The 19,089-nt window shown below is 46.1% G+C and carries 20 protein-coding genes and 1 tRNA gene; 9 read left to right on the top strand and 12 right to left on the bottom strand.

The genetic code is table 11. From position 1 onward, the window contains the following. The 3 genes from Q8K48_02535 to Q8K48_02525 all read right to left on the bottom strand — a co-directional run. A partial coding sequence (locus tag Q8K48_02535; protein MDP1851275.1) for an ABC transporter permease subunit occupies positions 1 to 1,362 on the bottom strand: 1,362 nt, incomplete at its 3' end. Positions 1,363 to 1,493: 131 nt separating this feature from the next. Then, on the bottom strand, positions 1,494 to 2,753 hold the full coding sequence (locus tag Q8K48_02530) for an extracellular solute-binding protein (GenBank protein ID MDP1851274.1): 1,260 nt from the start codon (positions 2,751 to 2,753) through the stop codon (positions 1,494 to 1,496). 169 nt (positions 2,754 to 2,922) lie between these two features. Then, a complete protein-coding gene (locus Q8K48_02525; protein ID MDP1851273.1) occupies positions 2,923 to 4,038 on the bottom strand; it encodes a citrate synthase 2 in 1,116 nt (371 codons plus the stop codon). An 87-nt stretch (positions 4,039 to 4,125) separates the two neighbouring features. On the opposite strand from Q8K48_02525, the gene pdxH reads away from it, so the two are divergent. Genes pdxH through Q8K48_02510 form a run of 3 tightly spaced genes read left to right on the top strand, consistent with a single transcriptional unit; the run spans position 4,126 to position 7,102 of the window. After that, entirely contained in the window at positions 4,126 to 4,818 is a 693-nt protein-coding gene (gene pdxH / locus Q8K48_02520) for a pyridoxamine 5'-phosphate oxidase (GenBank protein ID MDP1851272.1), read from the top strand. A 9-nt stretch (positions 4,819 to 4,827) separates the two neighbouring features. Then, a complete protein-coding gene (serC, locus tag Q8K48_02515) occupies positions 4,828 to 5,946 on the top strand; it encodes a phosphoserine transaminase (protein ID MDP1851271.1) in 1,119 nt (372 codons plus the stop codon). A gap of 1 nt (position 5,947) precedes the next feature. Then, positions 5,948 to 7,102 (top strand): MFS transporter, encoded by a 1,155-nt coding sequence (locus Q8K48_02510; GenBank protein ID MDP1851270.1) that lies wholly within the window; start codon positions 5,948 to 5,950, stop codon positions 7,100 to 7,102. A gap of 61 nt (positions 7,103 to 7,163) precedes the next feature. Here Q8K48_02510 and Q8K48_02505 read toward each other — a convergent pair whose 3' ends face one another. Continuing rightward, positions 7,164 to 8,438 carry an MFS transporter gene (locus tag Q8K48_02505; protein MDP1851269.1) on the bottom strand — a complete coding sequence of 425 codons (1,275 nt, stop codon included), beginning with the start codon at positions 8,436 to 8,438 and terminating at the stop codon, positions 7,164 to 7,166. 12 nt (positions 8,439 to 8,450) lie between these two features. Between Q8K48_02505 and Q8K48_02500 the strand changes: the two genes are divergently transcribed. Continuing rightward, a complete protein-coding gene (locus Q8K48_02500) occupies positions 8,451 to 8,639 on the top strand; it encodes a DUF2530 domain-containing protein (GenBank protein MDP1851268.1) in 189 nt (62 codons plus the stop codon). A gap of 13 nt (positions 8,640 to 8,652) precedes the next feature. Here the strand turns inward: Q8K48_02500 and Q8K48_02495 are convergent, their stop codons facing one another. From Q8K48_02495 to Q8K48_02470, 6 genes are all read right to left on the bottom strand, one after another. Then, positions 8,653 to 9,036, bottom strand: a complete 384-nt coding sequence (locus tag Q8K48_02495) for a cold shock domain-containing protein (GenBank protein ID MDP1851267.1) — start codon at positions 9,034 to 9,036, stop codon at positions 8,653 to 8,655. 57 nt (positions 9,037 to 9,093) lie between these two features. Next, entirely contained in the window at positions 9,094 to 9,828 is a 735-nt protein-coding gene (locus Q8K48_02490; protein ID MDP1851266.1) for a DUF3027 domain-containing protein, read from the bottom strand. Between the two features lie 78 nt (positions 9,829 to 9,906). Next, the gene (groL, locus tag Q8K48_02485; protein ID MDP1851265.1) at positions 9,907 to 11,526 is read right to left on the bottom strand and encodes a chaperonin GroEL; all 1,620 of its coding nucleotides are present in this window, start codon (positions 11,524 to 11,526) and stop codon (positions 9,907 to 9,909) included. Between the two features lie 124 nt (positions 11,527 to 11,650). Continuing rightward, entirely contained in the window at positions 11,651 to 11,923 is a 273-nt protein-coding gene (locus tag Q8K48_02480; protein ID MDP1851264.1) for a DUF3263 domain-containing protein, read from the bottom strand. A gap of 39 nt (positions 11,924 to 11,962) precedes the next feature. Next, entirely contained in the window at positions 11,963 to 13,309 is a 1,347-nt protein-coding gene (locus Q8K48_02475; protein MDP1851263.1) for an aminotransferase class V-fold PLP-dependent enzyme, read from the bottom strand. Then, positions 13,302 to 14,780, bottom strand: coding sequence for an SDR family oxidoreductase (locus Q8K48_02470; protein MDP1851262.1), 1,479 nt, complete (start codon positions 14,778 to 14,780; stop codon positions 13,302 to 13,304). The genes Q8K48_02475 and Q8K48_02470 overlap by 8 nt, the downstream gene beginning before the upstream one ends. 24 nt (positions 14,781 to 14,804) lie before the next feature. On the opposite strand from Q8K48_02470, the gene Q8K48_02465 reads away from it, so the two are divergent. After that, positions 14,805 to 16,040, top strand: coding sequence for an NAD(P)/FAD-dependent oxidoreductase (locus Q8K48_02465; protein MDP1851261.1), 1,236 nt, complete (start codon positions 14,805 to 14,807; stop codon positions 16,038 to 16,040). After that, the gene (locus Q8K48_02460) at positions 16,040 to 16,816 is read left to right on the top strand and encodes an alpha/beta hydrolase (protein MDP1851260.1); all 777 of its coding nucleotides are present in this window, start codon (positions 16,040 to 16,042) and stop codon (positions 16,814 to 16,816) included. The genes Q8K48_02465 and Q8K48_02460 overlap by 1 nt, the downstream gene beginning before the upstream one ends. On the opposite strand, the gene Q8K48_02455 is transcribed toward Q8K48_02460, so the two are convergent. After that, the gene (locus Q8K48_02455) at positions 16,797 to 17,318 is read right to left on the bottom strand and encodes a carbonic anhydrase (protein ID MDP1851259.1); all 522 of its coding nucleotides are present in this window, start codon (positions 17,316 to 17,318) and stop codon (positions 16,797 to 16,799) included. The two genes, Q8K48_02460 and Q8K48_02455, sit on opposite strands and share 20 nt — an antisense overlap. A gap of 106 nt (positions 17,319 to 17,424) precedes the next feature. Between Q8K48_02455 and Q8K48_02450 the strand changes: the two genes are divergently transcribed. The 3 genes from Q8K48_02450 (at position 17,425) to Q8K48_02440 (ending at position 18,934) form a co-directional block, all read left to right on the top strand. Further along, entirely contained in the window at positions 17,425 to 17,709 is a 285-nt protein-coding gene (locus Q8K48_02450) for a hypothetical protein (GenBank protein MDP1851258.1), read from the top strand. Positions 17,710 to 17,789: 80 nt separating this feature from the next. Then, positions 17,790 to 18,353, top strand: coding sequence for a sigma-70 family RNA polymerase sigma factor (locus tag Q8K48_02445; GenBank protein ID MDP1851257.1), 564 nt, complete (start codon positions 17,790 to 17,792; stop codon positions 18,351 to 18,353). Beyond that, on the top strand, positions 18,350 to 18,934 hold the full coding sequence (locus tag Q8K48_02440) for a hypothetical protein (protein MDP1851256.1): 585 nt from the start codon (positions 18,350 to 18,352) through the stop codon (positions 18,932 to 18,934). Before Q8K48_02445 ends, Q8K48_02440 begins: the two co-directional genes overlap by 4 nt. Before the next feature lie 18 nt (positions 18,935 to 18,952). Here the strand turns inward: Q8K48_02440 and Q8K48_02435 are convergent. After that, a tRNA-Thr gene (locus Q8K48_02435) sits at positions 18,953 to 19,024 on the bottom strand. Between the last annotated feature and the right edge of the window lie 65 nt (positions 19,025 to 19,089).

Here is a 19,089-nt window from a genome sequence, read left to right as displayed (position 1 = left end):
ATCAAGTTCGTTGCGTGGTCCACCACCAGTAAGTAGGAAAATCAAATTGAAGTTGTTGAAATTGAATGCAAAAGAGGCAATTAATAGCGGAGAGAGAATTTGCAAAAGCAGTGGCAATGTGATTTTACGGAAAATCTGACGCGGGTTTGCACCATCAATTGCGGCAGCTTCAAGCAGTTCACTAGGAATGGCTTGAAGTGAGCCACTGGAGATTAGATAGAAATATGGAAAGCCGAGCCAAAGATTTACAAGAATTACTGCTAACCGCGCAAAGTTGGGATCAGAAAACCAAGCAATATCTGTTCCTAAGAGCGTATTTATTGCTCCGAATTCAGTATTAAACATACCGCCCCAGATCAAAATACTCATAACGCTTGGCATGGCATATGGAAGAACTAAAATTGAACGGTAAATCCGGCGGCCGCGAATCGGCTTATTGAGAGCAAGTGCAAGTAACAAACCAAGGGCAAAAGTTGTAAGAACAGTGGCGGTTGCGAATACCATGGTCCAGATAAAGACCCTGACCAATGGTTCGCGCACACGGGGATCAGTAAATATTTTTGAGTAGTTCTCAATCCAAATTGGTGCTCTCCAACCAGGTTCAAGAATCGCTGTTGCGTCAGTTGGAAGTGAATAGTTGCCTCGTCCATTGTCGCTATATAACTTGCCATTTACTAAGTTCTTGAACTGATCTGTTGACGGAACGTACTCCAATACTTGGCGAGATACCACGCCCGCTTCAAAACCTTCAAGAGCTATGAAATATTCTCCCTCATAGATGAAGTGTCTTTTTGAATATGACTTATCAGCATTAGCAAGCTCTGAATCCGTTAGGGCCCTAAAATTAGGTGCGCTAATGGCGACTCCGTACTCATTGAGTGTGACTTCATTAGGATCAATCGCTAACCTAGATTTTGATGTTGAAATAAAATACTTCGAGTTTGCTATATCTGAAACAAGAATCGCCTCTTGGCCATCCGAGATGCCAAGTTTAATATCAAAAGAAATTCCTGCGGGATCGGCTTCAATTCCCCTAGCCTTAATCAGAAGAATTGCCTCTTCTTTTGAGATGATATTGCCCGTTTTATAGTTGAAACCCGACATCGTCACCGTGTATAGAATTGGCCCAATTACAAAAGCGGTCAAGAGCAATATACCTGGGACGAAGAATTTTAGTGGAATAGAGATTTTGGTTAAGTAAGTAATAGCCAAGACGAAAACAGTTAAGCCAAGAAAGGCCGCAATAACATATTCGCGTTGAGCAAAGGCGCTCTGAGTGAGCATGAGCAAAATAGCGCCGATTACCGAGAGAACGATGATTTTTAGAGTAAAAGCAACCTTGCCTCTCAAAAAGTACATCATCGATTCAATATCCTCACTTTTGCTTTATTGGTTAAGAGTAAGCATCTTTAATTCTTTTGGAAAGAGTAATGCGGGCGAAAAATTCGCCCGCATTACCTCACTTCAGATATTAATTTGAAGAACCAAATTAATTATAGGTCGCCCTTGCCCGCTTCAACGTTTGCACGCCAGATTGCGGCAAGCTTTGAAGCTTCAGAAACAGCGTTTTTGCCATCGATTAAGACTGCAGTCCAATACGCTGGAGCTGAATCCCAATAGTTAGCGCCACCCTTGTTGCTATTTAGGAATGCGCCAATCTGTGGAATACCCGCAAGGCTTGCGGCTGAGCCAAAGCCACGTTGTCCTGCAGATACTGAAGCATCTGCTTGTGCTCCCTTTTCAGCTGGTGGACGTAGCTCGAGAGTTTGGTAACGAACCTGTCCATCAGTAGATGCGAAGAAGTTAGTTAAAAGTGATTTAGCAGCTGACTCAACACCGTGCTTTGTAGCAAAGGTAGTAAGAAGTGCGCCACTCACGCTTCCAAACATATGGCCATAAGTACCTGCAACAACTCCAGGTACTGGCATTAGATTCATTGTGAATCCCTTAGCAACGTAATCTTTCCACTCCCAGTTACCAATAACTGCGAATGGAACGGTTCCTGCTAAGAAGTTATCCTTGCAGCCAGTATCTGTTGCTGGGAAGAAGCCATTGCTCTTCTTACCATCCATAAGGTAGGTACGAACATTCTTTCCGAAAGTTACTGCACTAAAAGTACGGCCGTAGACGATTTTGTTACGAGAGTTGAACTGGTATGCATTTGCGCCTAATGCTGAGAAGACTGAGTGAGCTCCCCACGACATTCCGCCGCCTGCAATACATAATCCAGCTTTTAAGCCCTTAGAGGCTTTGTTAGCCTTGTAGTAATTGACCATTTCACCGAAAGATGTTGGTGCCGATGAAACCAATTTCGTGTTGTAGATCATTGCAACGTTGTTGATGTCCACTGGTACGCCATACAACTTGCCCTTATATGTTAGATCTAGGAACTGAGTTTGATTGAAGCGATCTTTAACAGCGGCAGTTAGTACGATTGGTGCTAACTTTCCGCTCTTTGCTCCAGATGGAACCCAGTCATTAGCTGCAACTACTACATCAGGTCCGGATGCATCAGTTGCTTTGTCAAATGCCTCTTTTAAAGCATCGAAACTTGAGAAAGTTACAACCTTTATTGTGTAACCAGGAACCCAGTCACCTTTTGCTGCGATTACTTTAGTCAGATTTGGCCCGCGAGTTTCATCTGCCCACACAACGATTTCGGTGGCAGCACTTGCTGATGGTGCGACAAGTGTTGAAACTGCGAGCGCGGCTGCTGCGATTACGCCAGCAAAACCAAAACGCTTTGTATTCATGTATATCCTCCATGGATGGAAAATACGCATACGAGGGTATGCGTTAGTAGTCTCATTCCACACGTGAATAGGTAAGTAAGCAAACCAAAAGGGGGGGTTTTACCCTATTTATAGCTGGATTTACTAAATTGTTATAAAGCCCTGCGGTTACATAAGCCGCTTGCAGAGTTTACTTATGGAGCTGTTCGACCGTTGAATCCCACCCAGAAACCGACTCAGCTGCGCGGGGGGCTTTGCCGATGTATCTGGCCGATGGACGAATCAAGCGACCTGTGCGCTTTTGTTCAAGAATGTGTGCAGACCAACCGGCAGTACGAGCCGCTGTAAACATTGAAGTAAATAAGTGCGAGGGTACTTGCGCAAAATCTAAAATAATCGCTGCCCAGAATTCAACGTTTGTTTCTAAAACGCGATCAGGTTGGCGTTCGCGAAGTTCTTTTAGCGCAGCTTGTTCTAGAGCTTCTGCAACTTCATAGCGTGGTGCATTAAGTTCTTTTGCAGTGCGGCGCAACGTGCGTGCACGCGGATCTTCAGCGCGATACACGCGATGTCCAAATCCCATTAGGCGCTCTTTGCGATCGAGCAAATCTTTTACATATGCAGTTGCATCACCAGTCTTTTCAACTTCATCAATCATGTGTAATACGCGCGATGGCGCACCACCATGTAGAGGACCAGACATCGCACCGATTGCACCTGAAAGCGCAGCGGCTACATCAGCACCAGTTGATGCAATAACGCGTGCAGTAAATGTTGATGCATTCATTCCATGCTCGGCAGCTGATACAAAATATGCATCAATGGCTCGTACATGAAGTGGGTCAGGTTCTCCGCGCCAGCGAATCATCATGCGTTCGACAACTGTGTGTGCCTTATCGATTTCAGATTCTGGAACTGGCGGTGCTGTAACTCCGCGAGCGGCCTGTGACAAGTATGAAAGAACCATCACTGATGCTCGTGCAAGATTGCTACGTGCTTCTGCATCATCAATATCTAACAGTGGTTTGAATCCCCAAGCCGGAGCCAACATTGAAATTGCAGCTTGAACATCTACTCGAACATCTCCTGAGTGAACTGGGAGCGGAAACTTTTCTGCATTTGGAAGACCAGGGTTGAACTCGTCATCTACAAGTAGACCCCATACATTTCCAAAAGAGACTCGCCCTACTAACTCATCAATATCGACACCGCGGTAACGAAGGGCACTGCCTTCTTTATCAGGTTCGGCGATCTCGGATTCAAAAGCGATGACACCTTCAAGACCAGGCTTAAAATCTTCTGACACGTTGGGCTCCTTTTTGCAGTGTGCAATTGCCTAATTCTGCACCTAGATAAGGGGTGCTAGCGACCACAAAGCCAAGAGGATGCACTCATGGACAAAGTGAGGTTCGATACATCTATGAGCAATGAAGATGTCAGCCGAGATGAAATCCGGGCAATGCGCCTTTCTTATGGTCAATCTGGAATTGGTGAGTTAGATAATGACCCGTTTGTGGCCTTTGCCGATTGGCTTCGGCAAGCAAGTGAGAATCCCCATATAGTCGAGGCTAATGCAATGGTGCTTTCAACATTAGATTCTGACCTATTGATTACAACACGTACCGTTCTACTTAAAGATATCTCTTTGGGTGGATTTACATTCTTTACTAATTATTCATCTCGAAAGGCACATGCAATTGATGCGAATCCACAGGTGAGCCTTCTATTTCCTTGGTTTGCAATGGAGCGTCAGATTTCAATAAGTGGTCTGGCAGAGAAAGTTAGTGCCGATGAGTCAGCAAGTTATTTTGCAACACGTCCTTGGTCCTCACAAATTGGTGCTTGGGCAAGTCATCAATCTGCACCTTTGACCTCGCGCGAAGAGTTGGATTTGAGATTTCAAGGTGCCTCTGAAAAATGGCCAGAGGGAACCCCTGTCCCGTGCCCTCCACATTGGGGTGGTTATCGAGTATTACCAGTGGCAATTGAATTCTGGCAAGGCCGATATTCAAGAATGCATGATCGATTGCGGTATGAGCGGGCTAACAACGGTCTTAATTGGGAGTTGAACCGCTACTACCCATAAACTTATCTAATGAGCGCAGAGATAATTATTCCATCACATATCAAACCAGCTGATGGACGTTTTGGCTGTGGTCCATCAAAGATTCGTCCTGCCTCACTTGATGCTCTTACATCCGGAGGAAATCTAATTCTTGGAACATCTCATCGACAAAAGCCGGTTAAGAATGTAGTCAAGCGCGTACGTGAAGGAATTCATTCACTCTTTAATCTGCCCGATGGATATGAAGTAGTCCTTGGAAATGGTGGTTCAACTGCATTTTGGGATATTGCTACCTTTGGATTAATTCAGGAGCGTTCTCAGCACTTAGTTTTTGGAGAGTTCTCATCAAAATTTGCAAGCGCGGCTAAGGAGGCTCCATTTATAAGTGAGCCGACAGTTGTTAAATCTGAGCCTGGAACTCACCCACTCTGTGTTGCTGAGGCTGGAATCGATGTGTATGCGCTGACACATAATGAAACTAGTACCGGCGTTTCAATGCCAATTCTTCGCCCCGCAGGTACTGATGGCGCACTGGTGGTTGTAGATGCAACGAGTGCAGCTGGTGGCTTATTAGTTAATCCGCTGGAGTTCGATACCTATTACTTTGCGCCTCAGAAATCCTTTGCATCCGATGGAGGTCTTTGGATTGCGATTATGAGCCCAGCTGCTATTCAACGCGTCGAGACAATAAAGGCAAGCGGCCGTTGGATTCCTGCTTTCTTTGATCTGACAATCGCGATTGAAAACTCCCGACTTGATCAGACCTACAACACCCCAGCTGTTGCAACTTTAATTTTGCTTGCCGAACAGATCGAGTGGATGAACGATGGAGGTGGACTGGCATTTGCGGCGGGCCGAAGTACGCAATCCTCGGAGATTTTGTATTCGTGGGCAGAAAAAACTAGTTATACAACGCCTTTTGTAATCGATTCCGCAATGCGCTCGAAAGTTGTTGGCACAATTAATTTCGATGATGCGATTGATGCCACCACAATTGCGGCAACTCTTCGTGCAAATGGTGTTGTTGATACGGAGCCATATCGAAAGTTAGGCAAAAATCAATTGCGCGTTGGAATGTTCCCTGCCGTTGATCCAGCGGATGTCGATGCACTCACTCAATGCATCGACTTTGTTGTAGCTGCGCTCTAGAATGCCAAAAACCTTTCACCGTGATCGTTTTTTTTGGGTAATTGCAACCCAAACAGCGATAGTTAACTTCTATCTCGGTGGCTTTGGACCAGCACAATCACTTCTTCGAGCCGACCAAGGTACCTCTCTTACCGTCGCCGGCCTGCATGGCACCGCGATGGGGATCGCATCGATTATTGCAGGGTATGCCAATCCTCATATTGCACATCGCTTTGGTCGCACCCGCGCAAGTTGGATTGGCCTTTCAATCTTTAGTATTGGCATAACAATATTTGTCCTTTCTCCTCCAGTTTTTCTAACTCTGCCAGCAACGTTAATAACAGGCTTTGGAACTTCGATTGTGATTAACACAATGCTCACGTCAATGTCGCACCACTTTGGCAAAGCAGCTGAAATTGCAATCCCACAAGCAAATGGAATTGCCTCCGCTGGTTTCGTGACTGGAACTGCGCTCATTGGTTCAATCGCAATCATCTTTCCTAACCTATGGCGCATCGGCCTTCTCCTTGCGCTACCAGTTGCAATTGCGCTCTTTTTACTGGGTCGCGATAAAAATGGAGATGAATACGTTCCAGATGAGTCGGGCCCTCAAACTGGAAAACTTTCGCGTGCTTTCTGGATCTCCTGGATTGGTTTTGTAGCCTGCATTTCTAGCGAATTTGCAATCTCTTTCTGGGCAGCAGCGCTGCTAAAAGAGCGCGTTGGTTCGAGCGCAGCTATCTCGACCGTTGCAATTGTTGCTCTCGGTACGGGAATGGGAGTTGGACGCTGGTATGGCGGTTTACTCTTAAAGCGCCTAGCACTCGATACCCAACTACTCATTGTGATTGCGGTGCAGTTCATTGGCTTTGTAGCATTCTGGTTTTCACATTCAATGGCTGTCAGTCTCATTTCTCTCTTTGCTATTGGCCTCGGGGTTTCCATCCAATTTGCACTGGCATCAATTCGACTCATTGGATTCAGCGATGGTCGCCCAGATCTTGCAATTGGTCGAACTTCTCTTGCCGCTGGAATTGCAATTGCTACCGCGCCGTTCCTACTTGGGGTCCTCGGAGATAGTTTTGGAATTTCACGTGCCTACATTATGGTTCCACTTTTAATTACAATCGCTTTTGTGATTGTAAAGTTAGTCCCATCGCAAAAAGTAAGGAATTGAATTCATGAACTATAAAACACGCAGAATTGTTACCTTGGTAGTACTCATCGGTTTAATTGTTTTAGTCGCCATTAGCGGTCTTTAATACCGCGGCAACGCTGATATCTTCTGGCGTTCCAACTTTGTTGCGGTACTTAATCCAGACAAAAAGTGAAGCGCACAGCGAAATTGCTCCGCACAATGCAATTGTCGCTCTGATTCCAATGTTATCTGTAGCTAACCCTATGAGTGGCGAGCCAAAAGGTGTTCCACCCATAAATATAAGTAAATAAAGACCCATTATGCGACCTCGAATGACTTGGTCCGTACTTGTTTGAACAATTGAGTTAGCTGAAATTAAAGTTGTTAGCGCAGAGAAACCACACACCGGTAACCAGAGAATGTACATTGTGTAGTTTGGAATGAAAGCTAAAACAACAATAGTGATTGAAAAAAGCATTCCGCCAACAATGACAAAGCGGGTACTTCTAAATCTCTCCAATCTGGCAGAGCCAATAGCCCCAGTTAATGAACCAATAGCTATAAAAGTACCCATCAGGCCAAAGTCGGCAGGCCCTAAGCCAAACTCCTGTGTTGCCATCAGAGCGTTAAAAATCTGCATATTGAGACCAAAGGTTGCAAGGAAAAAAACCATAATCATTACAACATAGATATCCGGGCGGGCTTTCGCATAAGCAATACCCTCACGGATATTGCCGAGGGATTTAGCTTCATCTTGATGGAAAAAACCCTTAGTCTCGAGCTTTAAAAGCGCAGTGATTACAAAAAAGTATGATGCGCCATTCACTAAAAATGATGGACCAGTACCAAAAGCAGCGATTAATAAGCCAGAAACAGCCGGTCCTATAAGACGGCCAGCGTTGAAGTTTGCCGAGTTCAGGCTCACTGCATTCGGTAGGTCATCATGGCCAACGATTTCACTGGTAAAGGCTTGACGTACGGGTCCATCAATTGCCGTTGAGATTCCAAGTACCCCAGCTAATGCAAATACATGCCAGAGTTGAACCACCTCAGTAATGACTAGTAGGCCAAGCGCGATAGATGCTGCGCCGCCAAAGAGATTAGTTATGATTAATACTTTGCGCTTATCTAGTCGATCTGCAAGTGCTCCGCTGTGGAGTGAGAACAGTAAGACGGGTGCAAATTGAACTGCCGTTACTAGACCTAAATATGTGCCATTGTTACTTGTAAGTTCTAAGACTAGCCAGTCCTGGGCGATACGCTGGGCCCAACTGCCGATATTAGAAACAGTATTTGCGGGAAATAGGATGCGGAAGTTGCGGTGGCGAAATGAACGCCAATTCTCGCCTTTGGGCTCTGCAGCCGAAATCCGCATTATCCTTCTCTCATGGAATCAAATATCCGATCAGTTGTAACCTTAGTAGCAATCGGAACGATCTGCTGGCTCGTTGCCGGCGTAGTTGCACTGGCAATGAATGCCGATGCCAAAGTGATTTGGACTTGTGTTGTTGGAGCAGGTTTAGGTGTAATTGGAATTCGTTACTCAATACGTCGCGCACGACGAACTGGTATTTAAACATCTAGCGTATTTAAGCCTCTAATGCCGATGCGATTCCACGCAAAACACGGCCTAAGCGTTCAGCCTCTGGACCCGCTGGATGGCGACCGTGACGAAGACCATTGCCAACACGATCTAAAATCTTAATTGTGTCCTCAATCATCGCAGCTAAATCATCGGGATTAACGCGTGAGTTTTCGGCCAATGATGGGGGTGCATCAACAATATGTACTGACATCGCTTGTGGTCCTTTACGACTATCAGCAACACTAAATTCGAGTTTAGTTCCGGGTTTTACAGTTGAAATACCAGCGGGAAGCGATGAGGCAGCTAAATAAACATCTTCGCCCTCATCGTTTGCAATAAAGCCAAAACCTTTTTCTAATGAAAACCATTTAACGCGGCCTGTAGGCATGGGGTGACTCCTTAAGGTTTAAGCGTACGTGTGAAGCCGCGGGCTGCGGGCAGGTAATTAGTTTAACAGAGGAGCGGTGAGGGTCGCTTCCGAATGCGCTCCGCATCCGTGATCTACCGAAACCACGCGAGCATCTTCCGGAGAAATGGCATTGGCACAAACGCCAAAAGTTGAGCGTAGCGAACCGGCGATTTGAATAAAAAATCCGCATGAATGACATGGTTTTGGTGCTGATTCTGCCATTGGAGAGTTTGGTCCACGATCTCCCTCATACCAACGTTTGGCGGCTTGGTCGCGGCCTTCGATAGACATAACGCGGGCACGACCAAAACCAAGTTCAATAGCCATTGCAGTATCTAAATCCTCATCGGCGGGAAGCGCTTCTGAACCTGATACTAAACGTGTGTCATCGAGTGAGCTCGGAACAATATCGCCAACTCCAACATCACCTGGTTGAATTCGATCGCGATAAGGAATCCATTCCGGCGCAATAAGCGCCTTAGGGCCAGGAAGAACAACTACATCACAGATTGTTGGATGCGCATCTGAATCAACTTTTGCAACGGTAACGCACCAGCGCCAGCCTATATATCCCGCAAGTTTGGCTTCAAATAAATATGTTGCTAGTCGATCCTCATCATCAAACTCAACCGATACAAAACTTCCGATCTCTGATGCGCCATGGAGCTCATCGATTATTGCATTGCGGGCAAGATCAGTTGCATCAAATGGAGGTTCGCCAGTTGATGGCTTTTCTTTAGATGCTCTCTTGAGGAGCGACTTCTTTGCCATGAAGTTAGGATAAAGCAGAACGCCGCCCCGATGTTAATCGGCGACGGCGTTATGCGTAACTGTTAGTTAAATATGGCTTTAGAAGTCCATGTCTCCGCCACCTTGTGGCATTGGTGCTGGATTCTTTTCTGGCTTATCTGCAATGACTGCTTCAGTTGTAATGAAGAGTGCAGCAATAGATGCCGCATTTTGAAGTGCAGAGCGAGTGACCTTAGCTGGATCGATGATGCCAGCTTTGATCATATCGACGTACTCTCCAGTTGCAGCATTTAAACCTTGACCTGAAGGTAAGTGACGGACTTTCTCAACTACAACTCCGCCTTCAAGTCCTGCATTAATTGCGATTTGCTTTAGTGGAGCTTCGATTGCAAATTCAACAATCTTGGCCCCAGTTGCTTCATCGCCAACTAGTGAAAGCTTCTTAAATACAGCAGTACCTGCTTGTAGAAGTGCAACACCGCCACCGGCGACGATTCCCTCTTCTACTGCAGCCTTGGCATTGCGGACTGCATCTTCAATACGGTGCTTACGCTCTTTGAGTTCGACCTCAGTTGCAGCTCCGGCTTTGATAACTGCAACGCCACCTGCAAGCTTTGCAAGACGCTCTTGCAACTTCTCTCGGTCATAATCTGAATCACTCTTTTCAATCTCAGATCGAATCTGTGTGACGCGACCTTTAATAAGTGCATCATCTCCAGCCCCCTCAACGATTGTCGTCTCGTCCTTGCTGATGACAATCTTGCGAGCGCGACCTAATAGTTCGAGTCCGGCTTGATCGAGTTTGAGACCAACCTCTTCAGAGATAACTGTTGCACCAGTAAGGATTGCAATATCTTGCAGCATTGCCTTTCGTCGATCGCCAAAGCCTGGAGCTTTAACGGCTGCTGAGCGGAATGTTCCACGAATCTTGTTTACAACCAACGTTGCAAGTGCTTCACCTTCTACGTCTTCGGCGATTATTGCAAGCGGCTTACCTGATTGCATAACTTTTTCAAGAACAGGTACGAGATCCTTGATATTTGTAATCTTTGAGTTAGCGATCAATACGTATGCATCTTCTAAAACAACTTCCATACGGTCTTGGTCAGTTACAAAGTATGGGGAGATGTAACCCTTATCAAAGCGCATACCCTCAGTGAGCTCTAACTCTAAACCGAAAGTATTTGACTCTTCAACAGTGATGACGCCTTCTTTACCAACTTTGTCCATCGCCTCAGCGATCATGTCACCGATAGTTGCATCAGCTGCAGAAATTGATGCAGTTGCAGCGATCTGCTCCTTTGAATCTACGCTCTTTGCCATTGACAGTAGCTCGGCAACGATTGCATCGACTGCCTTTTCGATTCCGCGCTTGAGTGCCATTGGATTTGATCCGGCGGCAACGTTGCGAAGACCTTCGCGAACAAGGGCTTGAGCCAACACTGTTGCAGTGGTCGTTCCATCGCCAGCAACATCATCAGTCTTCTTCGCAACTTCCTTAACAAGCTCTGCGCCAATTTTTTCCCATGGATCCTCTAAATCAATCTCTTTTGCAATTGAAACGCCATCGTTAGTAATAGTTGGGGCGCCCCACTTCTTTTCTAGAACTACGTTACGTCCGCGGGGTCCGAGGGTTACTTTGACCGCATCGGCCAAGATATTCATTCCACGCTCTAGACCGCGACGTGCTTCTTCGTTAAAGGCAATCTGCTTTGCCATGAGTTGTGCTCACTTTCCTTTTGTTGGCTTTCCTGTGTCGGTTGGGGGGCTTTATCACTCGCACCCCGAGAGTGCTAACGCCAAATCTAGAGGAGTTATTTCCGGCGCGCAAAACGAGCGGGTTTTAGCGGGAGATGCGGGTGGACATTCGGGCCTCGCGCAGGCGGCGAAGGCGTTTTACCAGCATCGGCGCGGCCAAAAGGGCATCATCTCGATCGATTAGATCATTGAGGAGCTGATAGTAGCGAGCGGCGTTCACATCGAAGAGCTCCTTTATTGCCGACTCTTTTGCTCCTGCGTATCTCCACCAACTACCCTCAAAATCAAGAATTTGAGTTTCTAAATCGCTTAAGCCACGGTGTCCGCTGGTAACGGTTGGTTCCTCTTGTGCAGACATGATGTTAATCGTATCGAGACACACGTAAAAGTGTGGGATTTAGAGCCGGTTTAGAATCATTTCAATATCGCTGATTTTTGTCCACGGATTAACAATTGCAAATCGCAGAATTGCTTGGCCATGATGTGATGATGGTGGAATAAATCCAACTTGATCGGAAAGTAAAGTGTTGGACCAGTTTTCGTAATCTTTGGCATCCCAACCTCTTCGTTTGAAGGCAACAATGGAGAGTTCAGGTTCACACACAAGTTCCAAGTTGGGATGTGCTCGAACCAGATCAGCTGCGGCATGTGCCACAGTGAGTGTGTGTTCCATGGCATCGGTATATGCATCGGTGCCATGTGCAGCTAATGAAAACCAAAAAGGAAGACCGCGAGTGCGACGTGTTAGATGAATAGCGTAATCAGAAGGCGACCATGCACCATCTTTCAACGTATCTAAATATGATGCGTGTTGTGAATGTACCGCCCGCGCAAGCTCGGGTTCTCGATAAATGAGTGCACATGCATCAAATGGGGCAAACAACCATTTATGGGGATCAACGATGAAAGAGTCGGCGGCTTCGATGCCATCGAACTTTGCGCGCACCGACGGCGCACATAACGCCGCCAATCCATACGCACCATCGACATGAAACCAAATATCGCGTTCATGTGCTGCGATACCGATTCCTTTTAAATCATCAATGATTCCTAAATTTGTTGTGCCTGAAGTTGCAACCACAACAAATACTCGAGTTGTAGTTGTTGCATGAAGTGTGTCAATTGCTTCGGCTAGGGATTCACCCATGAGTTTTCCATCTGCGCCCGCTGGCACTTTAAGCACATCTACATCCATAACATTTGCAGCGCTAACAATGGATGAATGTGACTCTTCACTACATGCGATTACCCAACGAGTCGCATCGGGATATTTCTTACGTGCTTCGGCTCGAGCGACTACTAGTGCGGAGAGATTCCCAAGAGTTCCACCTTGCACAAAAACTCCACCAGCTGATTGTGGAAGACCAGCTAAATTCGATAACCAGCGCAGTGCTTGATTTTCAGCAAAAACTGCGCCTGCACCTTCTTGCCAAGAGCCCCCATAGAGCGCACTGGCACCCACGACTAAATCAAAAAGGTTTGCATACTCACTGGGTGCTGATGGAATAAATGCCAAGTTACGGGGGTGATCAGTAGAAATGCACGCCGTTGCAAGAACGTTTGTAAAAAGCTTAAGTGCTTCATGTCCGCCAAGTCCGCGCGCGGTAATTGTATTTCCTACTTCTGAATAGAGATCTTCTGCAGTCCGTGGGCCATCAAGGGGTGGGTCATTTTTCAAACGATCAAGACTGTACGCTAAAACTTCTTGAGCCAGCGCCTCTACTTCGGCCGTAAATTCATGCATCTTTGCTCGCTTTCTTAACAATGTTTCGTAGCATTGTTGGAAAAACAAAGAAATGAAATGGTGAAATTGCATACCAATATAACTGACCACCAAGTCCACGAGGATTAAAGGTCGCCTCTTGCACAATATGAATCTTTCCATTCTCTTGTGTCACTGTAAACTCCAACCAAGCCTTTCCGGGAAGAACCATTTCAGCATAAAGTTTTAGATGGTGACCCCGATCTAATTCTTCTACTCTCCAAAAATCCAAACTTTCTCCCACTCGCAAATAATCTGGATCACGTCGCCCACGCCGCAGGCCTACTCCTCCTACACAACGATCTAATACTCCGCGTCCCCACCATAGAAAATCTGAACCAAACCAACCGTGCTCTCCACCAATACCTTCAATCTGCTTCCATACTTTTTCTAACGCAACGTCGGTCGTGGTTTCGCGACGATCACGTAAAACCATTTCGCCTGCCCACTCAGGATCTCCTTGCGCCTTCTGCCACGGTGCAGTTGGGCTCGTGGCATCTGACCAACGGGTTTCAACACCGTGATCAATAATTCTAGAAAGTGCCAAGTTAATGGCGGTGCCAACATCAGTGAGACCTTCTGGCGGAGGTGGAATTACCTCATCAATGCTCTTAGCAGGATCGGCAACAACTTCACTTATTAAAGAACCGACAAGTGGTCGTGCAAGAGCCGTTGGCACAGGAGTTACAAGACCAATCCATAAACTAGACAGTCCTGGAGTTAAGACTGGAACTTTTATAATCCATCGTTTCTTTAGCCCCGACAGCTTGGCAAACTTTTGCATCATTTCTGCATATGTCAACACTTCAGGCCCACCGATATCAAAAACTCTTCCAACGGGTTCTGGTATGGCTGCCGCACTTTTTAGGTAATACAGAACATCTCGGATTGCAATTGGATGCGTTCGGTTCATCACCCATTTAGGCGTTGTCATAATCGGCAGTCGGTGAGTTAAGTGTCGCAACATTTCAAAGCTTGCCGAGCCTGAGCCAATTATGATGCCCGCTCGTAACTCCATGACCGGAACTGAAGAACTTGCTAACTCTTTACCGGTGCGAACGCGTGAAGCTAAGTGTTTGCTGATTTGTACATCGTTTGCAATTCCACCTAAATAAACAATCTGCGATACACCAGCGGCTTCGGATGCTTGTGCAAAATCCCGCGCCATCTGCGCTTCGATATCATCAAAATTCGGACCTAAGTTAATCGAATGCAACAAGTAATAGGCTGTATGAACTCCAGCTACTGCTGCATCTAAATCGGCACGGTTCTCGGCGCTACCTTCGCAAATTTCAACGGCCGATGCCCATGGCTGTCCCTGTACTTTGTGGCGATCGCGTACCAAGATTCGCACATCACTGGAGTCATCAACTAGAGCTTTGACTAAGCGACCACCAACGTAGCCCGATGCGCCGGTTACAAGGTACTTACGGTTTTTAAGTGGGGAGTGCATGGTTCAGAGCCTAGACTTAGGTGTATGCAAAAGACACCTGAAAGACCACGCGTAGTTATTTTAGGAGCTGGATTCGGTGGTCTAACGGCAGCAAAATCGATGTCGCCCTTTGCCAATGTTACTCTCGTCGATCGACATAACTTCCAGACATTTCTTCCACTCTTGTATCAAGTGTCGACTGCAGGTCTTGCCGCCGATCATGTTGCACACCCTGTACGTGGGGCACTTCGCAATAGAGGGGTCGCATTTCGAATGGGCTCCCCACTATCAATAGATCATAAAAACAAAACTATAAAGTTAGATAGCAGCGAAACCCTTGAGTTCGATCACTGTGTAGTCGCACTGGGATCAGTAACTGCCGACTTTGGCGTCCCAGGTGTCCATGAGCATGCCCTTGGAATGAAAAGCGTCCATGAGGCACTCACAATACGCGCCGAGGTAATGCGCCGATTTGAGGATCTCTGTCGATTCGAGGATGAAACTATTTTTTCAATTGCCGTCGTTGGTGGTGGACCTACAGGAGTTGAATTGGCGGGAGCATTTGCCGAACTTGTGCGAGGACCACTAAAAAATGACCAAGCACATGCCGCGACTCACATTGAAATCTATTTAATTGAAGCTGGTCGGCGATTGTTGCCTAGCTTCTCCGAGAGCCTCTCCTCGCGCACAAAGCGAGATCTCGAAAAGCTTGGCGTGAAAGTTCGTCTTGATACAGCGGTCGCAGAAATTAAACCGAGAGTTATCGAGATTAAAGATGGGGCTTCAATTCCAGCGCAGGTGATAATTTGGGCCGCTGGAGTACAGGGCGAACCAACTGCAGCGCGATTAAACCTCCCGCTTGTAGATTCACGCATAGATGTTGAACAATCTCTTCAAGTTAAAAACTACCCTTACATGTGGGCGATTGGCGATATCGCTGGAATAAAAGGTAAAGACGGGCGCCTTTTACCGATGGTCGCCCCAGTTGCCTTGCAGCAAGGAAAATTCGTTGCCCATCAGATACGGCGAACTTTAGAAGCTCAACCTTTATTGTCTTTCACATATCGCGATAAAGGTTCAATGGCAACGATTGGTCGCCACAAGGCCATTGTTGAAGTGAAGGGTTTTAAATTAGCCGGCATCCCAGCTTGGTATGCCTGGTTATTTTTACACTTGTTCTATCTCTTAGGTGGGCGCAACAAGATTGGAACTGTGGCCGATTGGACATGGAACTACTTAACTTTTGATCGTGGTAACCGACATATTATGGATTCAATGTAATGCCAGATTACGTCGGCCTTCGCGGGCATCAAATCTATAGTTATGAGTGGGAAAATGATGGAGAAGCCGTTCTTTTACTTCACGGTGGCTTGAGTAAGACATCGAGCTGGGATTACATCATGGTCCCAGATCTTGAAGATGAGTTTCATATCTTTGCTTACGACCGAACTGCTCATGGTTTCACTGGAGATCAAGAAGGTAGCATGCACTTTGATTTTCAAACTTATGAGGCGATCGCATTCCTAGAAGACATTGTTAAGGAGCCTGCGCATTTAATCGGTTGGAGTGATGGTGCAAATATCGCTTTAATGGTTGCAATACGTCGTCCTGACTTAGTTAAATCTATCGTTGCTATCGGAGCGAATTATCACTTTAGTGGAGTTATGCAGGCATTTGATAACCCTGAGATATCTGCAGAGGATCAAGCTGAATACAATTTAATATCACCTGATGCACCTCACACATTGCTAGAAAAAACTATCCGAATGCATTCAATTTGGGAGAGCGAGCCCACACTTACCCTTGAGGAAATCGCCACAATTCAATGCCCAGTGCTGGTCTTAGTTGGAGATGACGATGTCATTAGCCACGCCCACACTGTTGCTCTGTATGAGGCATTGCCCCTTGGACAGTTAGCAATAATTCCAGGCACATCACATGTTGTTGTGAAAGAAAAACCCGAACTTATGAACGCCGTAATAGTTCAGTTCCTAAAGGATTTAAATTACCCCTCAACACGAATGCCCATTAGAAGAACTAGCAATCAACCGGAGTAATTTTTCCAGTTGCCACATCGTAAATCGCGCCGCCAACAACAACACCTTCATTTAATAGTGGATATGACCGAACGCGATTTACATCTGTAATTAGAGCCGCAGTTTGATCAGAGACCGTTCGGAACTCAAGGCTTCGAGTATCAACTCCATACTCTTTTTGAATGAGTGCGTGGATATCTGCTTCTTCACCCATCGCCATTCGACAGTTGGTGTGCGGCATAATCAAAATACGCCTAACTCCGAGTAAATATGTAGCCAAAACTAGAGTTCGAAGAACATCCTCGGTTACACGCGCGCCTGCGTTACGCAGAATCTTCGCATCCCCAGATCGCATTCCAACAACCGACAAGGGGTTAATGCGAGAGTCCATACAGGTGACTATTGCAATACCTTGTTGGGCGGTTCCAGTTAATTCGGAGTATTTAAAGCCCTTGATGTACTCATCATTTGCTTTCAATGCATCGGCGAATTCTTCATGTGGAAAAGATGCTGCAGGGCTCATTGGCTGATTCTAACCTGTGAAATTCCCTTTAATCACGCTCAAAATTGCTTGTAACAAAAGGCACTTCCCCGTCGTTTTAGAAGATAACAAAGGGAAAGGACCCAGAATGAAAAAGACAGTAGCCATAATTGGCGCAATCGCACTATTGAGTCTCGCGACGCCTGCAGCAATCTCCGCAGTTCATAGCAATTCAGATGAATTGAAATCTCCAATCACATCCCCTTCTGTAATTGGTTCAATTCAAAACGATATAACTTCAAGTGTTGCCCCTGCAACAACGCCTCCAGGAGTAACGCCGGGAATCGCACCTCCTCTTGGTCTCTCAATCAATTCACAGGAAAACCAATATGATGAGGATGACTTAGATCAAGATGATGAGGATGATGATTAAAGACTGGGGTTAAACTCAACGTCGGAGAGTAAAAAGTGGGAGTTATTCTCCGGCGTGACCATTAGCTAAGTTGGAGGGACATGGAGTATCAAGAGGCTACGCCTAAGCGTGGTTACTCCCTGCCTGAACTTGATCTACTAGTAGATAAGGCACGCAATGGACACGATTCTTCATTTGAAAAATTATGGCTTCACTATCAACCAAAAGTGTTGCGTTACCTTTCAATGTTTACTCGGGACGCTGAAGATTTATGTTCAGAAGTTTGGATTCGTATCGCAGGTTCGATCAAGGGTTTTGTGGGCGATTCCTCTGCATTTCAAGGATGGATATTTAAAATTGCCCGAAACGCGGCGACAGATCATGCCCGCAAGGAAAAGAGAATTGGTCCTAAATTTGAACTTCGTGATAATGATTGGGTTAATTCTGATTCGTCTTTGCTGGAAATCACTGACCTACTTAAGAAGCTTCCAGAAGATCAACGTGAGGTTATCACGCTCCGAATTATTATTGGCTTGGAGATTGCTCAAGTCGCCGAGATTACTGGCAAATCCAATAGCTACGTACGGGTATTGAGTCATCGAGGTCTTGCGCAACTCAATAAAGATTTAATAAAAAGCGGTTATACGAGAGGGGGAGGAGCATGAGTGTAGATTTTTCAATTCAAGATTCAGAGGATTTAATTGCCGGATTTAAAGATATTACCGATGGCCCTCATGCCGACATCGCAGCTGCACTTCGCGAGCTTTCTGTAATACCGACTCACTTAAAAGAATCGAAACCTCCACTACTTCCTTCCCAAGTTGTTATTACTACAATACCTTCCAACAAAACACATCGAGTAGGTTTTACAACGCTCATTGTTGTTGGATTAGTTGCTACAGCCACATTCAGTGCGGCCGCCTTTGTTGGGGTTCCGCGACCAATAGAGCATTTTGCAAAGAGCTCGGTGGAAATAGCCCAAAAAGCAGTTAGAACAATTGCTCATGTAGTCGTTGAGGCAACCAAAAACATAACAAATACTAATGATTCAAAGCCTGACCTTGATACAGTTGACGATAGTCCAGATTCTAACTCTGACTCGCCGATAGAAAATCAGGAATACGGCGATAGTAAGGAATCGTCGCCATCCCCATCTAAGAACCGGATTGAATCTGAAACTACAAATTCAGCACCTACAACTGAAATGCCCGATTCCGAGGATTCAAATATTGAACCTGACAACTAGAAATTAATTAAAACTACGAGCCCCCCGTCAGGATTGAACTGACGACCTGCGCATTACAAGTGCGCTGCTCTACCACTGAGCTAGAGAGGCCTACGTGCGAACACGCATCGATCTTGCGACCAGCGGCAATTATGGCAGTGAGTTGCAAAAACTTG

This window comes from Candidatus Planktophila sp. (assembly GCA_030681675.1).
Classification (GTDB): Bacteria; Actinomycetota; Actinomycetes; order Nanopelagicales; family Nanopelagicaceae; genus Planktophila.
Note: the sequence above shows the minus strand (reverse complement) of the source record. Positions and strands in the feature narration are given on the sequence as shown.